This is a genomic window from Cryptosporangium sp. NPDC048952, assembly GCF_043197895.1.
In the GTDB taxonomy this organism is placed as follows: Bacteria; Actinomycetota; Actinomycetes; order Mycobacteriales; family Cryptosporangiaceae; genus Cryptosporangium.
Genome location: NZ_JBICTY010000008.1, coordinates 252,694 through 271,439, shown reverse-complemented (window position 1 = coordinate 271,439; position 18,746 = coordinate 252,694). Strand labels below are relative to the sequence as shown.

Below are 18,746 nucleotides of genomic sequence, written 5' to 3'. Positions count from 1 at the left end.
CGTCATGCCCGAACGCACCGCTTACACGTTCGACTCGTCCACTGGGGTGCCGCCCGGCGTCGGGCCGTTCTCGCACGCCGTGCGGTGGGGCGACACGCTCTACGTCACCGGTCAGATGCCGACCGATCCGGCGACCGGCCAGCTCGTGCCCGGTGACGTCGTCGTGCAGACGAAGCAGGTGTTCCGGAACCTCGCCGCGGTGGTCGCGCAGTTCGGCGCGACGCTCGACGACTCGCTGATGGTGCGCGTGTACCTCACCGACTTCTCGGACTACGACCGCTTCAACACCGAGTACGTCAGCTGGTTCACCGGCCCGCTCCCGGCACGCACGTGCGTCGGCTCCACCGGCCTCGCCGTCGGCGCGACCGTCGAAATCGACCTCATCGTGGGGATTCCGTCCTGAGCAATGCCGGGGCCAAGCGCTCCAGCTGATCGATTCCTGCGTCGTAGTCGATTCCGCGTTCGAGCATCACAAGTACGTGGTCGGCGCCGGCCGCTAGGTGCTCGAGCGGTGCCCCCTCGGCGGACGCCCCGACGACGAGCAGCTTCCGAGGCCCCAGCGCCTGCCGGGCCGCCACCGTTCCGGACACCGGCTGACCGGCGGGCAGCGCTCCGTCGGCAAGCTCGGCGGCCAGCGCGAGCATCTTCGGTCCGTTGGCCGCTATGAGGCGCGGGTACTCGGCCGAGGGTGCGGGCGGTTGGGTCGGAGCGTCCATCTGGTGCACGTAGTCGCGCATGGTGGCCAGCGGGCTGCCGAACGGTCGACCCACCGCCTCGGCTTGCTGGGGGTAACCGACGCCCAGGCCGAGCACGAACCGACCGGGATAGGCCTGCGCCAGCTCCGCGGCAGCGGCACTCATCGTGGGAGCCGGCCGGGCCCAGATGTTGGCGATGCTGGTGCCGAACATCATCCGACGAGTGGCCGCGAGGAGCACGGCCACCTGCACGAGGGCGTCCTTGCCGATCACCTCGTTGGTCCAGGCCATCCCGTACCCGGCGTGTTCGAGGCGCTGCACGGCCGCGCGCTGCCGATCCAACGACGGCGTGGTCGTGAACGAAACCGGAAGGAGCACACCGATCCGCGGCAAAGTTGTCACCAGCCGAGCTTCGGCCCAACCCAGGCCGAAAGCCAGTGACCATTCCGCACCACTCGATGCATTGGGCGCAACACCGCACGTCAGTACATTCGAACCATGACCGACGACCTGGACCTGCGCCTCGTGCGCTGCTTCCTCGTCGTCGTCGAGCATGGGCATCTCGGCCGCGCTGCGGCTCAGCTTCACCTGGTGCCGTCGTCACTGAGCCGACAGATCACCCGGTTGGAACAGCAGGTCGGCGCGCGGCTGCTGCGCCGCACACCGCAGGGCACCCGGCTCACCGCCGCTGGGGAGACGTTTCTGCCGTTGGCCCGGGCGGTGCTGGACGCCAGCGCCCAGGCCGTACTGCGCACGAAAGCCGCGGCCGAGCCGAACCGCGTGACCATCGGCTACGCCGACAACCTGATCGTCACGCCGGCGGTGCGCGAACTCCGCCGCCGTCGGCCGGATGCCGACGTCCGGACGCTGCACGTCGACTGGCGCAGCCCGCAGACGGCGCTGCTGGACCACCGGGTGGACGCGGTAGTGGCCCGCTTGCCGTTCCCCACCGAGGAACTACGGATAGTTCCGCTCTACGTCGAACCTCGTGTTCTGCTCGTACCGGACGATCATCGGCTGGTCGGGAAAGACTCGGTGACGCTGGACGACATCGCGGACGAGCCGATGCCGCGAGTGCTCGACCCGGCCCGGGACGCGTTCTGGCGGGTCGATCCGCGCCCCGACGGCAGCCGGGCGCCCGACGGACCGGTCATCGACGACGTCCAGGACAAGACCGAGCTGGTCGCCGGTGGTCTGGCCGTGGCGATCATCCCCGGCAACCTCGGGATCCACCGGCCCGGCCTGACGACGATTCCGCTGGAGGGAGTGGAGCCCAGCCAGGTCGTGCTGGCGACCCGCGTCGGCGATCGGAATTCGCTGCTCGAGGAGTTCCGCGAGCTCATGGCAGCGCGTTGAGGCGGGCTGCCTGGCGTGTCAGGTAGTCGCGTTCGAGCAGGTTGGAGGCTTTGGCGGCGGCCTCGACGTACAGGTTCGTCGCCGTGGTCAGGTCGCCGTCGCGTTCGTGCAGGTACGCGGACACGGCGGCGTAGCGGGGTAGCCCCGGATCCAACGACGCCAGGGCGGCCAGACCGGCACGGGCCCCGTCGGCCTCCCCGACCGCGACCGCCCGGTTGAGCCGCACGACCGGGCTGTCGTTGATCCGCAGCAGTTCGTCGTACCACTCGACGATCTGCACCCAGTCGGTCTCGTCCGCGGTCAGCGCGTCGGCGTGCAGCGCCGCGATCGCGGCCTGCGCCTGGAATTCGCCCAGCCGATCGCGGGCCAGCGCCGCCTGCAGGATCTCGACGCCCTCCGCGATCGCCCCCGTGTCCCACCGGGACCGGTCCTGCGACGCGAGCGACACGAGGCTGCCGTCAGGCGCGGTCCGGGACGCGCGCCGGGCGTCGTGCAGCAGCATCAGCGCGAGCAGACCGGCCACCTCCGGGTGGTCGATCGCGGCTGCGAGCTGGCGGGTGAGCCGGATCGCCTCCGCGGCGAGGTCGACGTCACCGGAGTAGCCCTCGTTGAAGACCAAATACAAAACGCGAAGAACGGTGGCGACGTCACCGGGCTGATCGAATCGCACGTCGGACACGGTGCGTTTGGCCCGGCTGATGCGCTGGGCCATCGTCGCCTCGGGCACCAGGTAGGCCTGGGCGATCTGGCGCGTGGTGAGCCCGCCGACCGCGCGCAGCGTGAGCGCCACCGCCGACGAGGGGCTCAGCGACGGGTGCGCGCACAGGAAGTAGAGCTGCAGCGTGTCGTCGGTTTCCCGGGCCGGCCCGGGCGCCGGTTCGTCCACCTCTTCACGCCGTCGGCGGGCGGTGTCCGATCGGGCGGCGTCCAGGAACTTGCGCCACGCGACGGTGACCAGCCAGCCCTTGGGGTCCTTCGGCATGTCGTCGGGCCAGACCCGCACCGCCTCGACCAGCGCGTCCTGCACGGCGTCCTCGGCCGCCGCGAAGTCAGCTCCGCGGCGGACGAGGATTCCGAGCACGCCCGGGGTGAGGCCCCGGATCAGTGCTTCGTTCATTCGGCCGTGTTCGACGGCACCGAGAGGAACGGGCGCACCTCGAGCCACTCGTGGAGCGGCTTCCCGTCCTTGCCGGGCGCGGCCGACAGCTCGCCCGCCAGCTCCACGGCTCGCTCGTAACTGTCGACGTCGATGATGTACCAGCCGGCGATGAGATCCTTGGTCTCGGCGAACGGCCCGTCGGTGACCGGCGGGCGGCCCTCGCCGTCGTACCGCACGAACGTCCCCTCGGGCGCGAGGGCCTGACCGTCGACGAACTCGCCGTTCTTCTCGAGCTTGTCGGCGAAGTCGGCCATGAACTGCATGTGCGCCGAGATCTCGTCGGGCGTCCACTGGTCCATCGGAACGTCGTTCACCGGAGCCGGGGCGCCGCGGTAGTGCTTGAGCAGGAGGTACTTGGCCATGACGGTGTTCTCCTCGGTGCTGGTGCGACCTCGTGGTCACGTTCGCCCCAGGGACGGAGCCGAAAACCGATTCTCGACATCGTCGGCCAAGTTTTTATGGAGTCTTGCGACGGCGCCGGCTGACCACCTTGGCGCTGACCGCGATCGCGGCGGCGACGCACGCCAGCGCGACCTTGAAGCCGGCCTTGCCGAACGCCAGGAGGCCGATCGCCTTGACGGCTTCGCTCGCCCACCACGAGCCGTCCGCGAAGCGTCCCCAGTCTCCCTGGAACTCGAATCCGACGATCCACCAACCCACGAGGATCAGGGCCAGTCCACCGGCCACGGTCAGGACGGCAGCGGCGACGTGGCGCTTGGGAAGCGATGCATTCATGCCATCAACGCTACGAACGCCGTGCGCCGCTCTCGTCGTCCCCGAGAGCGAACCGGCGCTCTACCTATCGGTAGAGGCCCCTCACGGCCGGAGCATCGGGCCGGAGCCGGGCTCCGGCTCCTGGTCCGGGCGCCGGACCTCGGTGTAGCCGTTGGCGCGCAGGGCGCGGGACACCTGCCCGGAGGACCGGAGCGGGAGGTGCGGCCCGAGGACTTCGGTCTCCGCATGGGCTTCGGCCACGACGTTCTGCCGGCGGGCCGTGATCAGCCAGCGCACTGCCAACGCCGCCAGAATCAAGAGCGCGATGCCGAGCAGGATCTTCATGAACGAGGGCTACCCGGCACGAACGGACCCATACACATCAAGTAGCCAGTTTGTGACGGGAAGCGAAGGCCGAGAGCTGGTCGAGTTGCTCGTCGAGGGTGTCCCCGAACGCGTTGACGACGAGCCGGGTCACGCCCTCGGCGGCCAGCACCTCGACCTGCGAAGGGCCGGCGTTGATCGAGCCCCAACGCGTGTACTCCAGCGCGTCCGGATCGCGCCCGTTGGCCGCTGCCGTCGACCGCACCAGCTCCCACTGCGCCGCCCGATCCGTCGGCGTGAGAGCGCCACCGGGGAAGTAGCCGTCACCCCGCTTCCCCGCCCGACGAGCGGCCGGAGCGCTGGAACCGGCGACGTGGATCGGCAGGACGTCCCCGTTGAACGGCTTCGGGTAGCTGCGGACGACCACGCCGTTGAACTCGGCGTCGCCGCCCCACAGCTGCCGCAGAGCGTCGATCGACTCGTCTGCCCGACGGCCCCGGGTCGCGAAGTCGACGCCCATCGCCTCGGCCTCGCCGGGCAGCGACCCCAGCCCGATCGTCAGCAGCCGCATCCGCCCGCGGGAGAGCGCGTCGATCGTCGCGAGGCGTTTGGCCAGCACGATCGGATGCCGGTACGGCAGGAGCAGCACCGCGGTGCCGAGCACGATCCGGTGCGTGGCCGCGGCGACGAACGTGAGCAGGTCGAGCGGGTCGGCGAACTCGAGGTCCGCCGGCAGTTCGTTGCCGTAGACCTGAGCACCCGGATACAGCACCAGGTGCTCAGGCACGTAGAACGACTCGAATCCGCAGGCTTCGGCATGCTGCGCGAACCGGAGAAGCCGGTCCGGGTTCATGCCGTTCCCGGCCGTGCTGTAACTAACTCCGAACCTCATCGGCCCGACGGTAGACCTTGACGTCGGCGTCAACGCCAGCCCGCGGCCGCCGGCCCGGGAACCACCAGTTCGCCTTGCCCAGCAGCGTCATCGCCGCCGGCACGAAAACCAGGCGTACCAGCGTCGCGTCGAGCAGCACTGCGGTGGCCAGCCCGAGCCCGATCATCCGCGACAGCGGCGACGGGCTGAACACGAACGCCAGGAACACCGCGGCCATGATCAGCGCCGCCGAGGTGATCACCCGCCCGGTCGACGCGATGCCCCGCGCCACCGACCCCACCGCGTCGCCGTCCCGCAGGTACGCCTCGCGGATGCGGGACAGCAGGAACACCTCGTAATCCATCGAGAGCCCGAACAGCACCGCGAAGAAGATCGTCGGCAGCGGTGACGCGATCACGATCGTGTCCTCGAGCCCGAACAGCTCCTTCAACCAACCCCACTGAAAAACCGCCACGACGACGCCGTACGCGGCACCGATCGACAGCAGATTCATCAGCACGGCCTTGAGCGGGACCACGATCGAGCGGAAGATCAGCATCAACAGCACGAACGACGCGATCAGGATGCCGAGGACGAAGATCGGCAGCGTGCGTTCGAGCTGACGGGTGAGGTCGTCGGTCATCGCGGTCAGCCCCGCGATCGCGACGTTGTCCGGGGTCAGGTCGCGCAGGCGGTCGAGCGTGTCCGAGGTGGCGGCGTCCGAAGGCGGCGTGGACGTGAGCACCCGCAGCACGACGGTGTCTCCGGCCGGCGAGGTCACCGGTTCCCCGACCGATGCGACGCCCGGGTCGTCGGCGATCCGCTGCGCGAGTGCCGGGACGTCGGTGGTGGCCGACCGCTGGTCGACGACCACCAGCAGCGGTCCGTTGATCCCCGGTCCGAAGCCCTCGGCCAGCAGGTCGTACGCACGGCGGTGGCTGATGCTCGTCGCGTCGTCACCCGCGTCGGGGAAGCCGGTCCGCATGCTCAGCGCGGGCACCGCGAGCGTCAGCAGCACCACCGTCGACGCCACCAGGTAGACGACCGGCCGCCGGGACACGTGCCGCGCGACCCTCCCCCACAGCCCGACGCCTTCCGGCACGGCCGGGACCGGCGCGCCACCGGACGGCCGGCGCTTCCGCCACGCTGTGATCCGCACGTGGCCGCGGTCGATGCGGTCGCCGAGCAGCGACAGGATCGCCGGGAGGAGCGTCAGCGCGGCCAGCACCGCGGTGAGCACCACGATCGCGGTCGCGAGCCCGATCGAGATCAGGAACCCGAGCCCGGTCAGCACCAGCGCCACCATGGCCACGACCACGGTGCCGCCGGCGAACAGCACCGACGTCCCGGCGGTCCCCATCGCGTCGCTCAGCGCCGTGGGACTGCCCGCCGCCCGTCCCTCCCGGTACCGCGCGACGACGAACAACGCGTAGTCGATCCCGACGCCCAGCCCGATCATCGCCGCGATCGTCGGCGCCGCCGTCGACACGTCCGTGGCGTGGGCCAGCAACGCGATCCCACCGAATCCCACACCCACCACGATCAGCGCCAGCACGATCGGGATCAGCGCGGCCACCACCGTCCCGAATGCAACGATCAGCACGGCCAACGCGACCAGGATCCCGACCGCCTCGGCGCCGGACGTCGCGTCCTCGGCGTTGATGAAGGCCGCGTCGCCGCCGAGCTCCGTGGTCAGCCCGCCACCGGCGGCCGGCCTCAGCGCGTCAGAGACGGCTGTGAAGGGTTCGCGACCGATCTCGGTCGCCGGAACATCAAAGCTTATTTCGGCGTAGCCGATCCGCCCGTCGGGCGAGACCGTGCCTGCGGCGAACGGGTCGGTCACCGCGGTCACGGAATCCACCGACGCGATCCGCGCCACCGCGTCCTCGATGGCTGCGCGGTGGTCGGTGAGGTCGGAGGCCGCGAACACCGCGACGGCGACACCGTCGCCCGCGGCGGGGAACCGTTCCTCGAGCAGCTGCATCGCACGTTCGCTCTGGCTGCCGGGTGCGACGAAGTCGTCGGCGAACGAGCCGCCGACCGTTCCGGCCAACGCGAGCATGACGGCCGCGACGACCGCCCAGGTCAGAATCGTGGTCCAGGGCCTGCGGGCGCTGGCGGTACCCAGTCGCCGGGTGAAGGAATTCATGGCCGCCAGAGTGGGTCCGGCCCTGGGCGTGGGTCGCCCGGCGCGGGACGGGGTCGCCGGCCCCACGCGCGACGGGCCGCCCAGGCGTGGGCCTCCCCCGTGCGGCGGAGACGGCGCTCGCCCGCAGAGGGATGACGGCACCGTCAGCCGGGCCCTACCGTGCTGGTGACCAGAACGGAGGCAGCGATGAGGTTCTCGTTCCGCGGCCCGTTCGCGCGGTGGCCACGGGCATCCGACGCGGTGCTGGCCGTCGTGTTGTTCGCCGGTGCGCTTTTCCTGGCGGACGGGCCGAACGACTCCTGGGTGGTCCGGAACATCGCGCTCGTCCCGTTCGCGGTGATGCTGGCGCTGGCCGTCGCGGGCAGTGCGCTGTACCTCCGGCGCCAGGCGCCGCTGCAGACCCTCGCGATCGTGCTCGTCTGCTGGTTGCTGCTGCTGTTGAGCGACGGTTACGACATCGGCTTCATCATGGTCGCCGCGCTCTACAGCGTCGGCCGGTACGTGGTCGACGTGCGCCTCGCGCTGGCCGGCCTCGGTGCCTCGATGACCGTGCTGGCGATCGACGGGCTCACCACGGACACGACCTGGGGCGAGACCACGTTCGGCGTCGTCTTCATGTTCGTCATCTGGTACATCGGGCGTCGCCTGCGGCTCCGCACCGAACACGCGGCGCAACGACACCGCCAACTCCTCGACGAGACGCGCCGCATCGTCGCCGAGGAACGCACCCACATCGCGCGCGAGTTGCACGACGTCGTCGCACACCAGGTGAGCATGATGACCGTGCAGGCCGGGGCCGCTCAGGCCGTCGCGGCGGTCGATCCCGACGGGGCGCGCGAGGCGATGGCCGCTGTCGAACGGGCCGGTCGGCAGACGCTGGAGGAACTGCGTCACCTGCTGGGCGTGCTCCGTCCCGAGCCCACGGCGAACGGGGTGGGACCGCAGCCGGGGCTCGCCGACGTGCCGCGGCTGATCGAGCAGGTCGGCAACGCCGGCGTGGACGTCACGATCGTCGACGACATCCGCAGCCCGCTGCCCACCCGGGTACAGCTGTCGGCCTATCGCATCGTCCAGGAGGCATTGACCAACGTGCTCAAACACGGTGGGCCCGGCACCCGCGCCGAGGTGGATCTCCGCGAGGACGGCCCCGAGGTGGTCATCGAGGTCACCGACTCCGGGGATTCCGGGGCGCCGACGCGCGCTCCGGGCCACGGCCTGATCGGCATGCGCGAACGCGCCACGCTGCTCGGCGGCACGCTCGAAGCCGGGCCGCGCCCCGAGGGCGGGTTCCGCGTCGTCGCCCGGTTGCCCCGTGACGGGACGACCGCGTGAGCCTCCGCGTCGTCGTGGCCGACGACCAGGCGCTCGTGCGCGGCGGCTTCAGCATGATCCTCCGGGCACAGCCCGACATCGACGTCGTGGCCGAGGCCGGTACCGGGCTGCAGGCCATCGAGGCCGCTGAACGGCACCGTCCCGACGTCATCCTGATGGACATCCGGATGCCCGAGCTCGACGGGCTGGAAGCCACCGCACGCATCCTCGCCGACGCCGACTGGCCGGTGCGGGTGCTGATCCTGACGACGTTCGACCCGGACGAGTACGTGTACCGGGCGCTGCGGTCCGGGGCGAGCGGCTTCGTGCTCAAGGACATCCCACCGGCGGAGCTGGCGGTCGCGGTGCGGACGGTGGCCGCCGGTGGCGCGTTGATCGCACCGTCGATCACCCGTCGGTTGATCAGTCGCTTTGCCGCGCAGCCGGGCGTCAACAGCGTCGTTGCGGACCGGGTCGGACGGCTGACCGACCGCGAACGCGACATCGTGGTCGCGGTCGCCCGCGGGGCGACGAACACCGAGATCGCGCAGGAGCTGTACGTCGGGCCGGCGACAGTGAAGTCGCACGTGTCGAGCATTCTCACCAAGCTCGGTCTTCGTGACCGGGCACAGATCGTGGTGTTCGCGTACGAGAGTGCGTTGGTGGAGCCGGGGGGTTTCGACATCGGACACTGAGAAAGCCCCGCCCCCATTCTCGGGGACGGAGCTTTCGCGGAGGGTCAGACGACCTTCTCCGTGCCGGGGATCGGGTTGGCCAGGCCACGGCGGGCCCGCTCGGCCTTCACGGCGGTCTCGCCGATGCCGTAGATCGTGCCGCCGATGACCGAGAGCATCACGATCCGGGTGAGCCACGTACCGGGGTTGCTGACCTCACCCCAGTCGAGGCTGTCGACCCACTCGGAGTTGAAGAACCGGTCGTTGGCCAGCAGCCACACCACCGGCCCGGCGATCAGTAGCGACAGCAGCGCGTTCACGGCGGTCACGGAGTGGCTCCAGGCGGCTTTTCGGAAGACCCACACCGTGTAGACGATCGACAGCGCGAACAGCACGATCAGGTACGGCCACCAGAACGTCCAGTTGTCGGGGTCGAGGACCGGCTCGTCGGTGAACGTGAACTGCTGCAGCACGAGCGCGGCGACCACCAGCACGGGCCAGACGATCTGGGCGGCCAGTTGGGGAAGCGTCAGGACGCTGGGCTCGTACTTCGGCAGATCCTTCGGGGTCCATTCGCCGCGTGCCAGATCCTCGCTGGCCACGCCGGTGCGCTCCAGGATCACGAACACTCCGGTGGTCCAGAACGCCATGTGCGTGCCGACCGTGATGATCGTGCCTATCGCGCTACCGATGATCTTCCCGATATCGGGATCGGCGAGCGCTTGGATCACCGCCAGAACCACGACCACGATCGGGAGCACGAGCGTGAAGAGCATCTTCATGATCTGTCGCCAGACCGGATAGAGGGCCGGCCCGAGTAAGTACTGCGGCCGGTCGGCGTACTGGTCGGCGAGGCGGCGCGGGTCGCCCAATTCGCGGAGCGTGGCGTCGACGGCGGAGTCGTGATCCTCGCCGGCTTCGATGCGTGCGTCGACGGCGTCGTCGATCGAGGCGCGCAGTTCGCGGTCGATGTCGGCGCGCTGGTTCTCCGGAACGTAGCGGACGGCGGTGAAGACGTAACGGTCGATCAGGGTGGTGGTCATTCCGGGCTCCCAAGCTTGTCGAGGTCGGTGATGGCGGTGTCGAGGCGGGACCACTCGGTGCGCAGGGTGTCGGCGATCGCGTCGCCCTCCGGGGTCGTTTTGTAGAACTTGCGCGGCCGTGCCTCGTCGGTGTTCCAGGAGCTGGTGAGGAGTCCTTGGGACTCCAGACGCCGCAGCAGCGGGTAGAGCGTGTTGGCCTCTACCTCGAATCCGGCCGCGCTCAACGTTTCGAGCAGCGAGTACCCGTACCCCGGTTCGCGCAGGACGGTGAGGCTCGCAACGACGACCGTGCCGCGGCGCAGCTCCTGCAGGTGGCTGGAGAGTGTCGCGTCGCTTGTCATGTCACTCACCATAGTGTGTGTCGCACACTATTACAACGGCCAAGATGATGTGACGGACCGATTGGCCTGAGCAACTGTTCAGATTGTGTTCATAGGCCCGATATTCACGGTCACGCATACGACGGTGTTGCCTGACCTGGGTCATAAACCACAGGAGGATCCGTGGACACCAAGAGACTGCGCTGGCTTGCCGGCTCGGTTGCCGCAGGCGTAGTCGTGGCGGTCGGGACGGCCGCCCTCACCACTGGTGCGGCCGACGCGACGTCGGGACACCAGCGCGCCAAGAGCGTCATCTTCATCAACGGCGACGGCATGTCCGCCGCGCACCGGGAGGCCGCGCGCCTGGCGCTGCAGGGCCTCGACGGTCGCCTGGCGATGGACAGCCTGTCGTACTCCGGTCAGCTGACCACCAGCCCGCACGACCCGAAGTCGGCGATCACCGACTCGGCCGCAGCGGCAACCGCGTGGGCGACGGGCCAGAAAACCTACAACGGCGCAATCAGCGTCGACGTCAACAAGAAGCCGTTGACGACGCTCGGCCAGCAGGCCAAGAAGGCCGGCAAGGCGACGGGCCTGGTCACCACCGCGCAGGTCACCGACGCGAGCCCGGCGGCGTGGTTCTCCCAGACCGCCGACCGTGGGCAGCAGGACGACATCGCCCGCCAGTACCTCCAGGTCACCAAGCCCGACGTCATCCTCGGCGGTGGCGAGGACTGGTGGCTGCCCGCAGGCACCCCCGGCGCGTTCCCGGACAAGCCGGCCGAGGACCCCACCGAGGCCAGCAAGGGCACGAAGGGCAACTTGATCGAGGAGGCGAAGAAGGACGGTTACACCTACGTCACCTCCGCCTCGCAGCTCAAGGCCGCCAAGAGCGGCAAGCTGCTCGGCCTCTTCTCGAACGAGGAGATGTTCCAGCAGAAGGAGGAGGGCAAGGGCGACGTCTACAAGCCGGTCGTGCCGCTCGCGGACATGACGACCAAGGCGCTGTCGACGCTGTCGAACGACAAGGACGGCTTCTTCCTCTTCGTCGAAGAGGAGGGCATCGACGAGTTCTCGCACGAGAACAACGGCACCCAGATGCTCAAGTCGATGGCCGAGTTGGAGAAGGCCGTCAAGGTCGCCAAGGCCTACGTGAACGAGCACCCGGACACACTGCTGGTCATCACCGGTGACCACGACTGCGGTGGCGCGACCGTCGAGGCCGCGGAGGACACCGAGGACGAGTCCGGCGACGGCATCTCCAAGGAAGACGGTCCGTTCGCGATCGCGGGCAGCCCGCACAAGTTCACCATCGACTGGACCACCAGCGGTCACACCGGTGTGAACGTGCCGGTCACCGCGTCCGGCCCGTACGCCTCGTCGTTCACCGGCGAGCACGCCAACACGTACGTGCACGAGGTGCTGTCGAAGATCCTCACGAAGTAGCAGCTCAGCATGACACGGCCCGACCGGCGCCCCCCTCCGCGCACCGGTCGGGCCGTTGCTGTCCCGTCCAGTTAATCCACCCAAAACGGGCAGCGGTAGTAGGGGTTCTCCCACTCGCGGGGCTTCGGGAATAGGGGAATTCCCCTATTTTGAGAACCGATGTCCCGCCTTCGACTCATCGGCCGCGACAACGAGTGCGGCTATCTCGACGAACTGCTCACCGAGCTTCCCGTATCCGGCCGTGCGCTGCTCGTCCGCGGCGACCCCGGCGTCGGCAAGACGACGCTGCTGGACTACCTGGAGCAGCGGGCCGCCGAGCGGCTCTACCAGGTGCACCGCGTCCGGGGCGTCGAATCCGAGACCAGTCTGCCGTTCGCCGCTCTGGGGGAACTGCTGCTCCCCCTGCGCCGGCACTTCGCAACGCTTCCCGGCGCCCAGCGCGAAAGCCTGGAAACGGCGCTCGCGCTCAGCGCGTCCGCGTCGGCCGGCAACCCGTACGCGGTCTGCGTCGCGACGCTCAACGTCCTGTCGTTCGGCGGGCAGGACCAGCCGCTGGTCGTCCTGGTCGACGACCTGCAGTGGGCCGACCCCGACTCGCTGAGCGTCTTCCGTTTCGTCGCGCGCCGCGTGGCGTCGGACCGGATCGCGTTCGTCGCCGCCACCCGCGACGCCGCCACCCGCGACGCCACCACCCGCGACGACTCGTCCTGGCCGGACACCCTGCTGGTCACCGGGCTCGGCCAGCGGGAGTGCGACCAGCTGCTGCGCAGCCACGGGCTCGACGTCGCGCGCGGCGTCCTCGACTCGCTGGTCACGTTCTCCCGGGGCAACCCCCTGATCCTGCTCGAACTCGCGTTCCGGCTCAGCTCCGCGCAGCTGCGGGGCAACGAGCCGTTGCCGGCCGCTCCCGCGCTCGGCGGCCGGGCCGAGCAGGGGTGGATCGCGCGGATCGGGGCGCTCCCCACGCAGGCCCGGCGCGCGCTCGCGTTGGTCGCGGCGGCGAGTGATCCCGCCGTCGACACCGTCGACCGTGCATTGCAGGGCTTCGGTCTCGCTCCCGACGATCTGGCGGCTGCCGAGGACGCCCGGCTGATCACCGTCGACGGTGACCGCTACGAGCTGATGCACCCGATCCTGCGGGGGGTCGCGCTCAACGCCGTGCCGCCGCGCGTCCGCCGGGAGGCCTACCGCGCTCTCGGCTACGGCGCGACCGGCGCCGCCCGCGCCTGGTACCTCGCGAGCGCGGTCACCGCACCGAACGACGAGGTCGCCGCCGAACTGGTGCGGGCCGCGCGGGAGGCCCGGCAGTGCGGCTCGTACCTGGCCGCGGCCCGGGCGTGGGCGCGCGCCGCCGAGCTGACACCCCGGTCCGACGAGTCGGCCGCCCGCCTCCTCGACGCCGCACGCGACGCGTTCTTCGGCGGTTCCTGTGACGACACCGCCCGCTGGTGCGTCGAGGCCGCGGAGGTCGCGACCGATCCGGCGCTGCGCGCCGACATCGCGTTGCTGCACGGACGCGCGCTCACGTGGATGGGCCACGTCGGACAGGCGCAACGTCTGATGACGGCTGCGGTCGAAGCAATTGCTCCGGCCGACGCCACACGCGCCGGCGTGCTGGCCCGGGAAGCCGCCCTGCCCTCGGTGATGCACGCCGACCCGCACAGCGCCACGCGGGCCGCCCGGCGTGCGATCGCGCTGGCCACCTCGGGCGAGGAGGCGGCACGCAGTTCGCTGTTCCTCTGCCAGAGTCTGGCGCTGACCAGCGACGTCGCCGAAGCGGGCGTCGAGTTGGACCGTGCGCTGGCCGCGTTCGACGGCACCGACCCGTGCGTCACCGGCATCGAGCTGACGAACCTCGCGCAGGTCTGCTTCGTCCTCGAACGCTTCGATGTCTCGCAGCGTCTGCTGCACGACGTCCTCGACGGGGCGCGCCGCAGCGGCAACCCGGTAACGTACGGGTTCGCGTTCGGTGTCCGCGGTGAACTGGGCTGGTGGACCGGCCAGTGGTCGGCCGGCTACTCCGACAACGTCGAGGCTCTCGAGAAGGGGCGCGCGCTACGCCAGCGGGGTGTGGTCGCGGCCTCGTTGCTGATGCTCGCCCGGTTCGACGCCGTCCGCGGTGACCACGAGGGTTGCGCGCGCCGGGTGGCGGAGGCCGTCGAGTTCACCGACTTCGACGACGTCCGCTCGATGCAGGTCTACCGGGACGCGGCGCTCGGCCTGGACTGCCTGAGCCGCGGGGCCGGCGCCGACGCGGTCGTCCACCTCGACCACGCCCAGCGGATCTTCGTCCGCTTCGGTCTGGGCAACCCGAACATCACGCCGTTCGGGGCGGACGCTGTCGAGGCCCACGTCCGGGCCGGCAATCCGGCCGCGGCCAGGGAGACGCTGGCCTGGTTGGAGGACTGCGCCTCCCGCACCGGCCTGCGTTGGCCGCGTGCGGTCAGCGCCCGCTGCCGCGGTCTTCTGGCCGACGACGCCGAGGAGGCCGACGCGGAGTTCCGGGCCGCGGTCGCCGAGCACGAACGGCTGTCGACGCCGTTCGACCACGCGCGCACGCTGCTGTGCCAGGGCGAGGCGCTGCGGCGGGCCCGACGCAAGGCGCAGAGCCGGACCCCGCTGCTGGCGGCGCACCGCATGTTCGCCGCGCTCGGCGCCGATCCGTGGGTGCAGCGATGCCTCTCGGAGTTGGCCGCCAGCGGGCACCGGCTGCCACGGGACACCCCCGGCGCCGGACTCGACGAGCTCAGCCCCCAGGAGCTTCAGGTCGCCCGGATGGTCGCGGCGGGCCTGACCAACAACGAGATCGGCGCCGCGCTGTTCATCTCGCCGAAGACCGTCGAGGCGCACCTGACGCACGCCTACCGGAAGCTGGGCGTGCGGTCGCGGACCGCGATGACCCGCCTGGTGACCGAGAGCGGCCTGACCGGCTAGCCGGCCGACCTCGCTGCCGATCGGTCAGCGGCGGGCCAGTGCGTAGCGGAAGTGGTTGAGGAAGCGGTAGCCGCCCGACCCCGTGCGGTAGGGACGCGCAGCCTCGATCACCAGCGGGCCCGACGCGGGATCCTCGCCGAACAGGATCGCGGCGACCAGGGCGTCGTCGTCGGGCACCTCGAACGGCACCTCGATCAGCCCGGTCTCGACGACGTGGGCGCCGGCGTCGATCAGGAGGTGCTCGATGCCGCCAGGGAGGCGCAGGTCCCCGTCCTCGCCCGGCTCGTCGTTCAGCGCGGCGTCGATGGCGTCCAGCTGGTTGTTCGCGCGCTCGGCCCAGTTCGCGACGGCCACCCAGCCGTCGGGCGCGGTGACCCGCAGCAGCTCGGCGGCCGCGGTGTCCCGGTCGTCGGCGAACTGCAGCGCGTTGATCGCCGTGACGACGTCGAACGCGCCCTCCGGCCACGGCAGGGCCTCCGCGTCACCCAGCCGCACGTCGGCGGCCGGCACCGACCGGCGGGCGAGCTCCACCATTCCCTCCGCGGGGTCCACACCGGCCACCCGCGCACCCCGCCCGGCGAGCTCCGCCAGGAACTCCCCACTGCCGCAGCCGACGTCGAGCACGCGCGAGCCGGGGGCGACGGCGGTGGCACGCACGATCAGCTCTCGCGCCGGGGCCGCGAACGACCCCCACCACCGCGCCCATTCCTCGGCAACAGGCGTCCAGTCCTCCCCCACCCTTGAGACCTTATCTCCGAAGGGGAAACACGTTGCGAGGTGTCAGAGCGTAACCACGACGCCGATCATCGGCGGGCGTCGCAGGCGCACCACGCGTGCGAACGCGTTGCCCAATTTGGACATGAGGTAACGGTCAGCGAGCAGCTTGCGTGCCTGCGCCGTGCCGACGTCGTCGAGCAGGCGGGCGGTGCCGGACGCTGTGGGCGCACCCGGCGCGATCTTTCCGCGCATGTCGCACGCCACGACCTCGACCTGCGGGTTGTTGCGGATCCGCTTGACCTTCCACGACTCCGCCTCGGTCACGATCCACAGCTCACCGTCGTGCGGCACTTGCCACACCGGTGTCGCCACGGGCGTGCCGTCCTTGCGGTAGGTCGTGAGGCTGACGTACTTACTACGGCCGATCTCATCCACGGCGGTCATCCCGCCAGCGTAGGGCCGATCACCGCAACCACCACTGCGGACTCAGCAGTACGAAGGATTCGAGCGAACTGCCGGACGCGTGCGCGCGGTGGCGACCGCGGTAGTTCTCCTGCGTGGCGAGGCGCGCGGCGGCGCGCTTGGCTGCGATCGATCTTCGGGTCATGCCGCAGCACCCGGCACGTCTTCGATTCGGAACCACACGGGGAGGCCGCGTTCGCGGGCGATGGCGACGTCCTGGTCGGCGCCGGTGGAGTTCCCGGGCAGGCGCAGTACGGCGTCGCAGTGCTGGAGGAGACGCTGGGCGGTCGGGTACATGACCTGCTCGGCGACCGGGTCCGTCGGCCCGGTGCCGCCGGCACCGTGCAGAACCGGCAGCGCGACCCATTCGCCGATCATCGGCACGTGTCCCGCCTGGAAGATCGGCCACGCGGCCTCTTCGAGTTTCCGCAGGTTGGCGGCCATACGCTCGGGGTCGTCGCCGGTGCCGGAGCGGTAGGGGCCGGCGATCAGAATGAGCAGTGGCTTGTTCGTCGTCATGAACGTTAAGCTACATGCAGAATCATGCAGAAACAAGAAGGAGTTGGCATGCTTGCCGCTCAGCGTCAGGAGCTCCTGCTTCGACGGCTGGAGTCCGAGGGGCGGATCGTCGCCAAGGACGTGGCCGCTGAGCTGGGGATCTCTGAGGACAGCATTCGGCGGGACCTGCGAGAGATGGCGGCGGCGGGGCTGTGCCAGCGGGTGTACGGCGGAGCGCTTCCTGTCTCCCCCGCCATCGCGGACCTTCAAACACGCACAAACGTGCAGCCGGACAGCAAAAACAGGGTGGCGGCGCGGGCCGCGAGGCTGATCTCGCCAGGCACCACGGCGATCCTCGACGGCGGCACGACCGCGCTGGCCGTTGCCCGGGCGCTGCCGCCGGACCTGCGCGCCACTGTCGTAACGCACAGCCCGACGGTGGCGTCCGCGCTCGTCGATCACCCCACTCTGGAGATCCACGTCATCGGTGGGCGGATCTTCAAACATTCCGCGGTCGCCTGCGGGGCCGCCGCCGTCGAGGCCGCCGCCGGTATCAATGCCGACGTGTTCCTGATGGGCGTCACCGGGGTGCACGCCAGCGCGGGTCTGACCACCGGCGACGCCGACGAGGCCGCGATGAAACGTGCGCTCTCCCGCCGGGCCGCCGACACCTACGTGCTGGCGAGCGCCGAGAAGATCGGCACCGCCTCCCGGTTCGCCGTCCTCGGCCTGACCGACGTCGCCGGCATCATCACCGACGTATCCCCCACCAACCCCACCCTCCAAGACCTGACGACCGCCGGCGTACAGGTCCTCACCTGAGCCCGCCAAGCGCGGCGGCGCCGTGCGAGGCCGCGCGGCGGGCGGTCTCGCGTGCGATGGGCGCGGCGCCGGTCAGCCGAGCTCGCGCTGCAGGAAGGCTCGTTCCGCGGCGTTGTCGGTCAGGGACAGAGCGCGTGCGTATTCGTCGCGGGCCTCGGTGTGGCGGCCGGAGCGGCGGAGGAAGTCGGCTTTGGTGGCGGGAAGGTAGTGGTACTGGGCGAGCTGGCCGCCGGCCTCGAGGGGCGCCAGCGCGGCGAGCCCTGCGGCGGGCCCGTCGACCATGGACACGGCCACGGCCCGGTTCAGCGCCACGACCGGCGTCGGCCACACCCGCAGCAACGCGTCGTAGAGCGTCAGGATCTGGGGCCAGTCGGTCTCGGCGTAGCTCGGCGCCTGGGCGTGCAGGGCCGCGATCGCGGCCTGCAGCGTGAACCGGCCAGCGGGCCCGGCCCGCAGAGCGTCCACCACCAGGCGGTCGGCCTCCGCGATCAACAGGTGATCCCAGGCCGACCGATCCTGGTCGGCGAGCCGCAGCAGCCGGCCCGCGGCGTCGGTGCGGGTGCTCTCCCTGCTCTTGTGGACGACGAGCAGCGCAACGAGCCCAGCGACTTCCGGCTCCCCCGGCAACAGCGCGTGCAGCATGCGCGCAAGATCCAGCGCCCGATCGGCCAGATCGACACGCACGAGCGAGTCACCCGACGGCGCGGTGTGCCCGGTCGTCGCGAGCAGGTGCACAGCGGTCAGCACGTCGTCGAGACGGGAAGGCAGTTCGTGCGTACCCGGCACCCGATACGGAATCCGCGCAGCGGCGATCTTCTTCTTGGCCCGCGTGATGCGAGCCGCCATCGTCGCCTCGGGCACCAGAAACGCCGACGCGACGTCCGCGGTGCTGACACCGCACACCAGACGCAGGGTCAGCGCGATCCGCGCCTCGGGCGCCAGCGCGGGGTGGCAGCACGTGAAGACGAGCCGGAGCCGGTCGTCGGTAATGCCGTGCACGGCAGGCTCCTCCTCCGGCTCGATCAGCAGCGGCAACTTCGCCCGCAGCGTCTGACCACGGGCGAGGGCATTGAGCGCTTTGTTGCGGGCCGCGGTGGTGAGCCAGGCCCCCGGACGCTCCGGAACCCCGTCCCGGTCCCACGCGGTGAGCGCCGAGACGTACGCGTCCTGAACGCACTCCTCGGCGAGGTCGAGGTCACGCGTGACACGCACCGTCGCGGCGAGCACGCGGGCCCACTCGCGGCGGTGCGC

Annotated in this window: 21 protein-coding genes; 7 read left to right on the top strand and 14 right to left on the bottom strand. The window is 70.5% G+C overall.

All coding sequences use genetic code 11. The features are described from left to right. Window positions 1–4: 4 nt before the first annotated feature. On the top strand, window positions 5–403 hold the full coding sequence (locus ACGFY5_RS38155; protein ID WP_392728528.1) for a RidA family protein: 399 nt from the start codon (window positions 5–7) through the stop codon (window positions 401–403). On the opposite strand, the gene ACGFY5_RS38150 is transcribed toward ACGFY5_RS38155, so the two are convergent. Continuing rightward, window positions 381–1,097: an LLM class flavin-dependent oxidoreductase gene (locus ACGFY5_RS38150; protein WP_392728525.1), complete on the bottom strand. Its 717-nt coding sequence runs from the start codon at window positions 1,095–1,097 to the stop codon at window positions 381–383. The two genes, ACGFY5_RS38155 and ACGFY5_RS38150, sit on opposite strands and share 23 nt — an antisense overlap. A 96-nt stretch (window positions 1,098–1,193) precedes the next feature. Between ACGFY5_RS38150 and ACGFY5_RS38145 the strand changes: the two genes are divergently transcribed. Continuing rightward, on the top strand, window positions 1,194–2,051 hold the full coding sequence (locus ACGFY5_RS38145; protein ID WP_392728523.1) for a LysR family transcriptional regulator: 858 nt from the start codon (window positions 1,194–1,196) through the stop codon (window positions 2,049–2,051). Here the strand turns inward: ACGFY5_RS38145 and ACGFY5_RS38140 are convergent. The 6 genes from ACGFY5_RS38140 to ACGFY5_RS38115 all read right to left on the bottom strand — a co-directional run bounded on the left by ACGFY5_RS38140 (window position 2,035) and on the right by ACGFY5_RS38115 (window position 7,268). Next, complete coding sequence (locus ACGFY5_RS38140) at window positions 2,035–3,168, bottom strand: RNA polymerase sigma factor (protein WP_392728520.1); 1,134 nt, start codon at window positions 3,166–3,168, stop codon at window positions 2,035–2,037. The genes ACGFY5_RS38145 and ACGFY5_RS38140 overlap by 17 nt on opposite strands. Further along, complete coding sequence (locus ACGFY5_RS38135) at window positions 3,165–3,572, bottom strand: YciI family protein (RefSeq protein WP_392728518.1); 408 nt, start codon at window positions 3,570–3,572, stop codon at window positions 3,165–3,167. Before ACGFY5_RS38135 ends, ACGFY5_RS38140 begins: the two co-directional genes overlap by 4 nt. A 94-nt stretch (window positions 3,573–3,666) precedes the next feature. Then, a complete protein-coding gene (locus ACGFY5_RS38130; RefSeq protein WP_392728516.1) occupies window positions 3,667–3,945 on the bottom strand; it encodes a hypothetical protein in 279 nt (92 codons plus the stop codon). Window positions 3,946–4,026: 81 nt separating this feature from the next. Next, window positions 4,027–4,269, bottom strand: coding sequence for a hypothetical protein (locus tag ACGFY5_RS38125; protein WP_392728513.1), 243 nt, complete (start codon window positions 4,267–4,269; stop codon window positions 4,027–4,029). A gap of 37 nt (window positions 4,270–4,306) precedes the next feature. Continuing rightward, a complete protein-coding gene (locus tag ACGFY5_RS38120) occupies window positions 4,307–5,140 on the bottom strand; it encodes a TIGR03619 family F420-dependent LLM class oxidoreductase (protein ID WP_392728511.1) in 834 nt (277 codons plus the stop codon). After that, on the bottom strand, window positions 5,124–7,268 hold the full coding sequence (locus ACGFY5_RS38115) for an MMPL family transporter (protein ID WP_392728508.1): 2,145 nt from the start codon (window positions 7,266–7,268) through the stop codon (window positions 5,124–5,126). The genes ACGFY5_RS38120 and ACGFY5_RS38115 overlap by 17 nt, the downstream gene beginning before the upstream one ends. 186 nt (window positions 7,269–7,454) lie before the next feature. Between ACGFY5_RS38115 and ACGFY5_RS38110 the strand changes: the two genes are divergently transcribed. After that, on the top strand, window positions 7,455–8,600 hold the full coding sequence (locus tag ACGFY5_RS38110; protein WP_392728506.1) for a sensor histidine kinase: 1,146 nt from the start codon (window positions 7,455–7,457) through the stop codon (window positions 8,598–8,600). Beyond that, window positions 8,597–9,274 carry a response regulator gene (locus ACGFY5_RS38105; protein WP_392728503.1) on the top strand — a complete coding sequence of 226 codons (678 nt, stop codon included), beginning with the start codon at window positions 8,597–8,599 and terminating at the stop codon, window positions 9,272–9,274. Before ACGFY5_RS38110 ends, ACGFY5_RS38105 begins: the two co-directional genes overlap by 4 nt. A gap of 44 nt (window positions 9,275–9,318) precedes the next feature. Here the strand turns inward: ACGFY5_RS38105 and ACGFY5_RS38100 are convergent, their stop codons facing one another. Together ACGFY5_RS38100 and ACGFY5_RS38095 are read right to left on the bottom strand one after the other, a co-directional pair. Further along, window positions 9,319–10,296, bottom strand: a complete 978-nt coding sequence (locus ACGFY5_RS38100; RefSeq protein WP_392728501.1) for a permease prefix domain 1-containing protein — start codon at window positions 10,294–10,296, stop codon at window positions 9,319–9,321. Beyond that, window positions 10,293–10,637, bottom strand: a complete 345-nt coding sequence (locus ACGFY5_RS38095; RefSeq protein WP_392728498.1) for a PadR family transcriptional regulator — start codon at window positions 10,635–10,637, stop codon at window positions 10,293–10,295. Before ACGFY5_RS38095 ends, ACGFY5_RS38100 begins: the two co-directional genes overlap by 4 nt. Before the next feature lie 162 nt (window positions 10,638–10,799). On the opposite strand from ACGFY5_RS38095, the gene ACGFY5_RS38090 reads away from it, so the two are divergent. Next, on the top strand, window positions 10,800–12,062 hold the full coding sequence (locus ACGFY5_RS38090) for an alkaline phosphatase (RefSeq protein WP_392728495.1): 1,263 nt from the start codon (window positions 10,800–10,802) through the stop codon (window positions 12,060–12,062). 159 nt (window positions 12,063–12,221) lie between these two features. Next, on the top strand, window positions 12,222–14,996 hold the full coding sequence (locus tag ACGFY5_RS38085) for an AAA family ATPase (protein WP_392728492.1): 2,775 nt from the start codon (window positions 12,222–12,224) through the stop codon (window positions 14,994–14,996). A 24-nt stretch (window positions 14,997–15,020) separates the two neighbouring features. Here the strand turns inward: ACGFY5_RS38085 and ACGFY5_RS38080 are convergent, their stop codons facing one another. From ACGFY5_RS38080 to ACGFY5_RS38065, 4 genes are read right to left on the bottom strand one after another with little or no spacing between them, the layout of a single operon-like run. Beyond that, entirely contained in the window at window positions 15,021–15,734 is a 714-nt protein-coding gene (locus ACGFY5_RS38080) for a class I SAM-dependent methyltransferase (RefSeq protein WP_392728489.1), read from the bottom strand. Between the two features lie 42 nt (window positions 15,735–15,776). After that, on the bottom strand, window positions 15,777–16,157 hold the full coding sequence (locus ACGFY5_RS38075) for a PPOX class F420-dependent oxidoreductase (RefSeq protein WP_392728486.1): 381 nt from the start codon (window positions 16,155–16,157) through the stop codon (window positions 15,777–15,779). A gap of 19 nt (window positions 16,158–16,176) precedes the next feature. After that, on the bottom strand, window positions 16,177–16,320 hold the full coding sequence (locus tag ACGFY5_RS38070; protein ID WP_392728483.1) for a hypothetical protein: 144 nt from the start codon (window positions 16,318–16,320) through the stop codon (window positions 16,177–16,179). Next, on the bottom strand, window positions 16,317–16,694 hold the full coding sequence (locus ACGFY5_RS38065; RefSeq protein ID WP_392728480.1) for a DUF4406 domain-containing protein: 378 nt from the start codon (window positions 16,692–16,694) through the stop codon (window positions 16,317–16,319). Before ACGFY5_RS38065 ends, ACGFY5_RS38070 begins: the two co-directional genes overlap by 4 nt. Window positions 16,695–16,742: 48 nt before the next feature. Between ACGFY5_RS38065 and ACGFY5_RS38060 the strand changes: the two genes are divergently transcribed. Then, window positions 16,743–17,495, top strand: coding sequence for a DeoR/GlpR family DNA-binding transcription regulator (locus ACGFY5_RS38060; RefSeq protein ID WP_392728478.1), 753 nt, complete (start codon window positions 16,743–16,745; stop codon window positions 17,493–17,495). 72 nt (window positions 17,496–17,567) lie between these two features. Here the strand turns inward: ACGFY5_RS38060 and ACGFY5_RS38055 are convergent, their stop codons facing one another. Beyond that, on the bottom strand, window positions 17,568–18,722 hold the full coding sequence (locus ACGFY5_RS38055; protein ID WP_392728475.1) for an RNA polymerase sigma factor: 1,155 nt from the start codon (window positions 18,720–18,722) through the stop codon (window positions 17,568–17,570). Window positions 18,723–18,746: the final 24 nt, after the last annotated feature.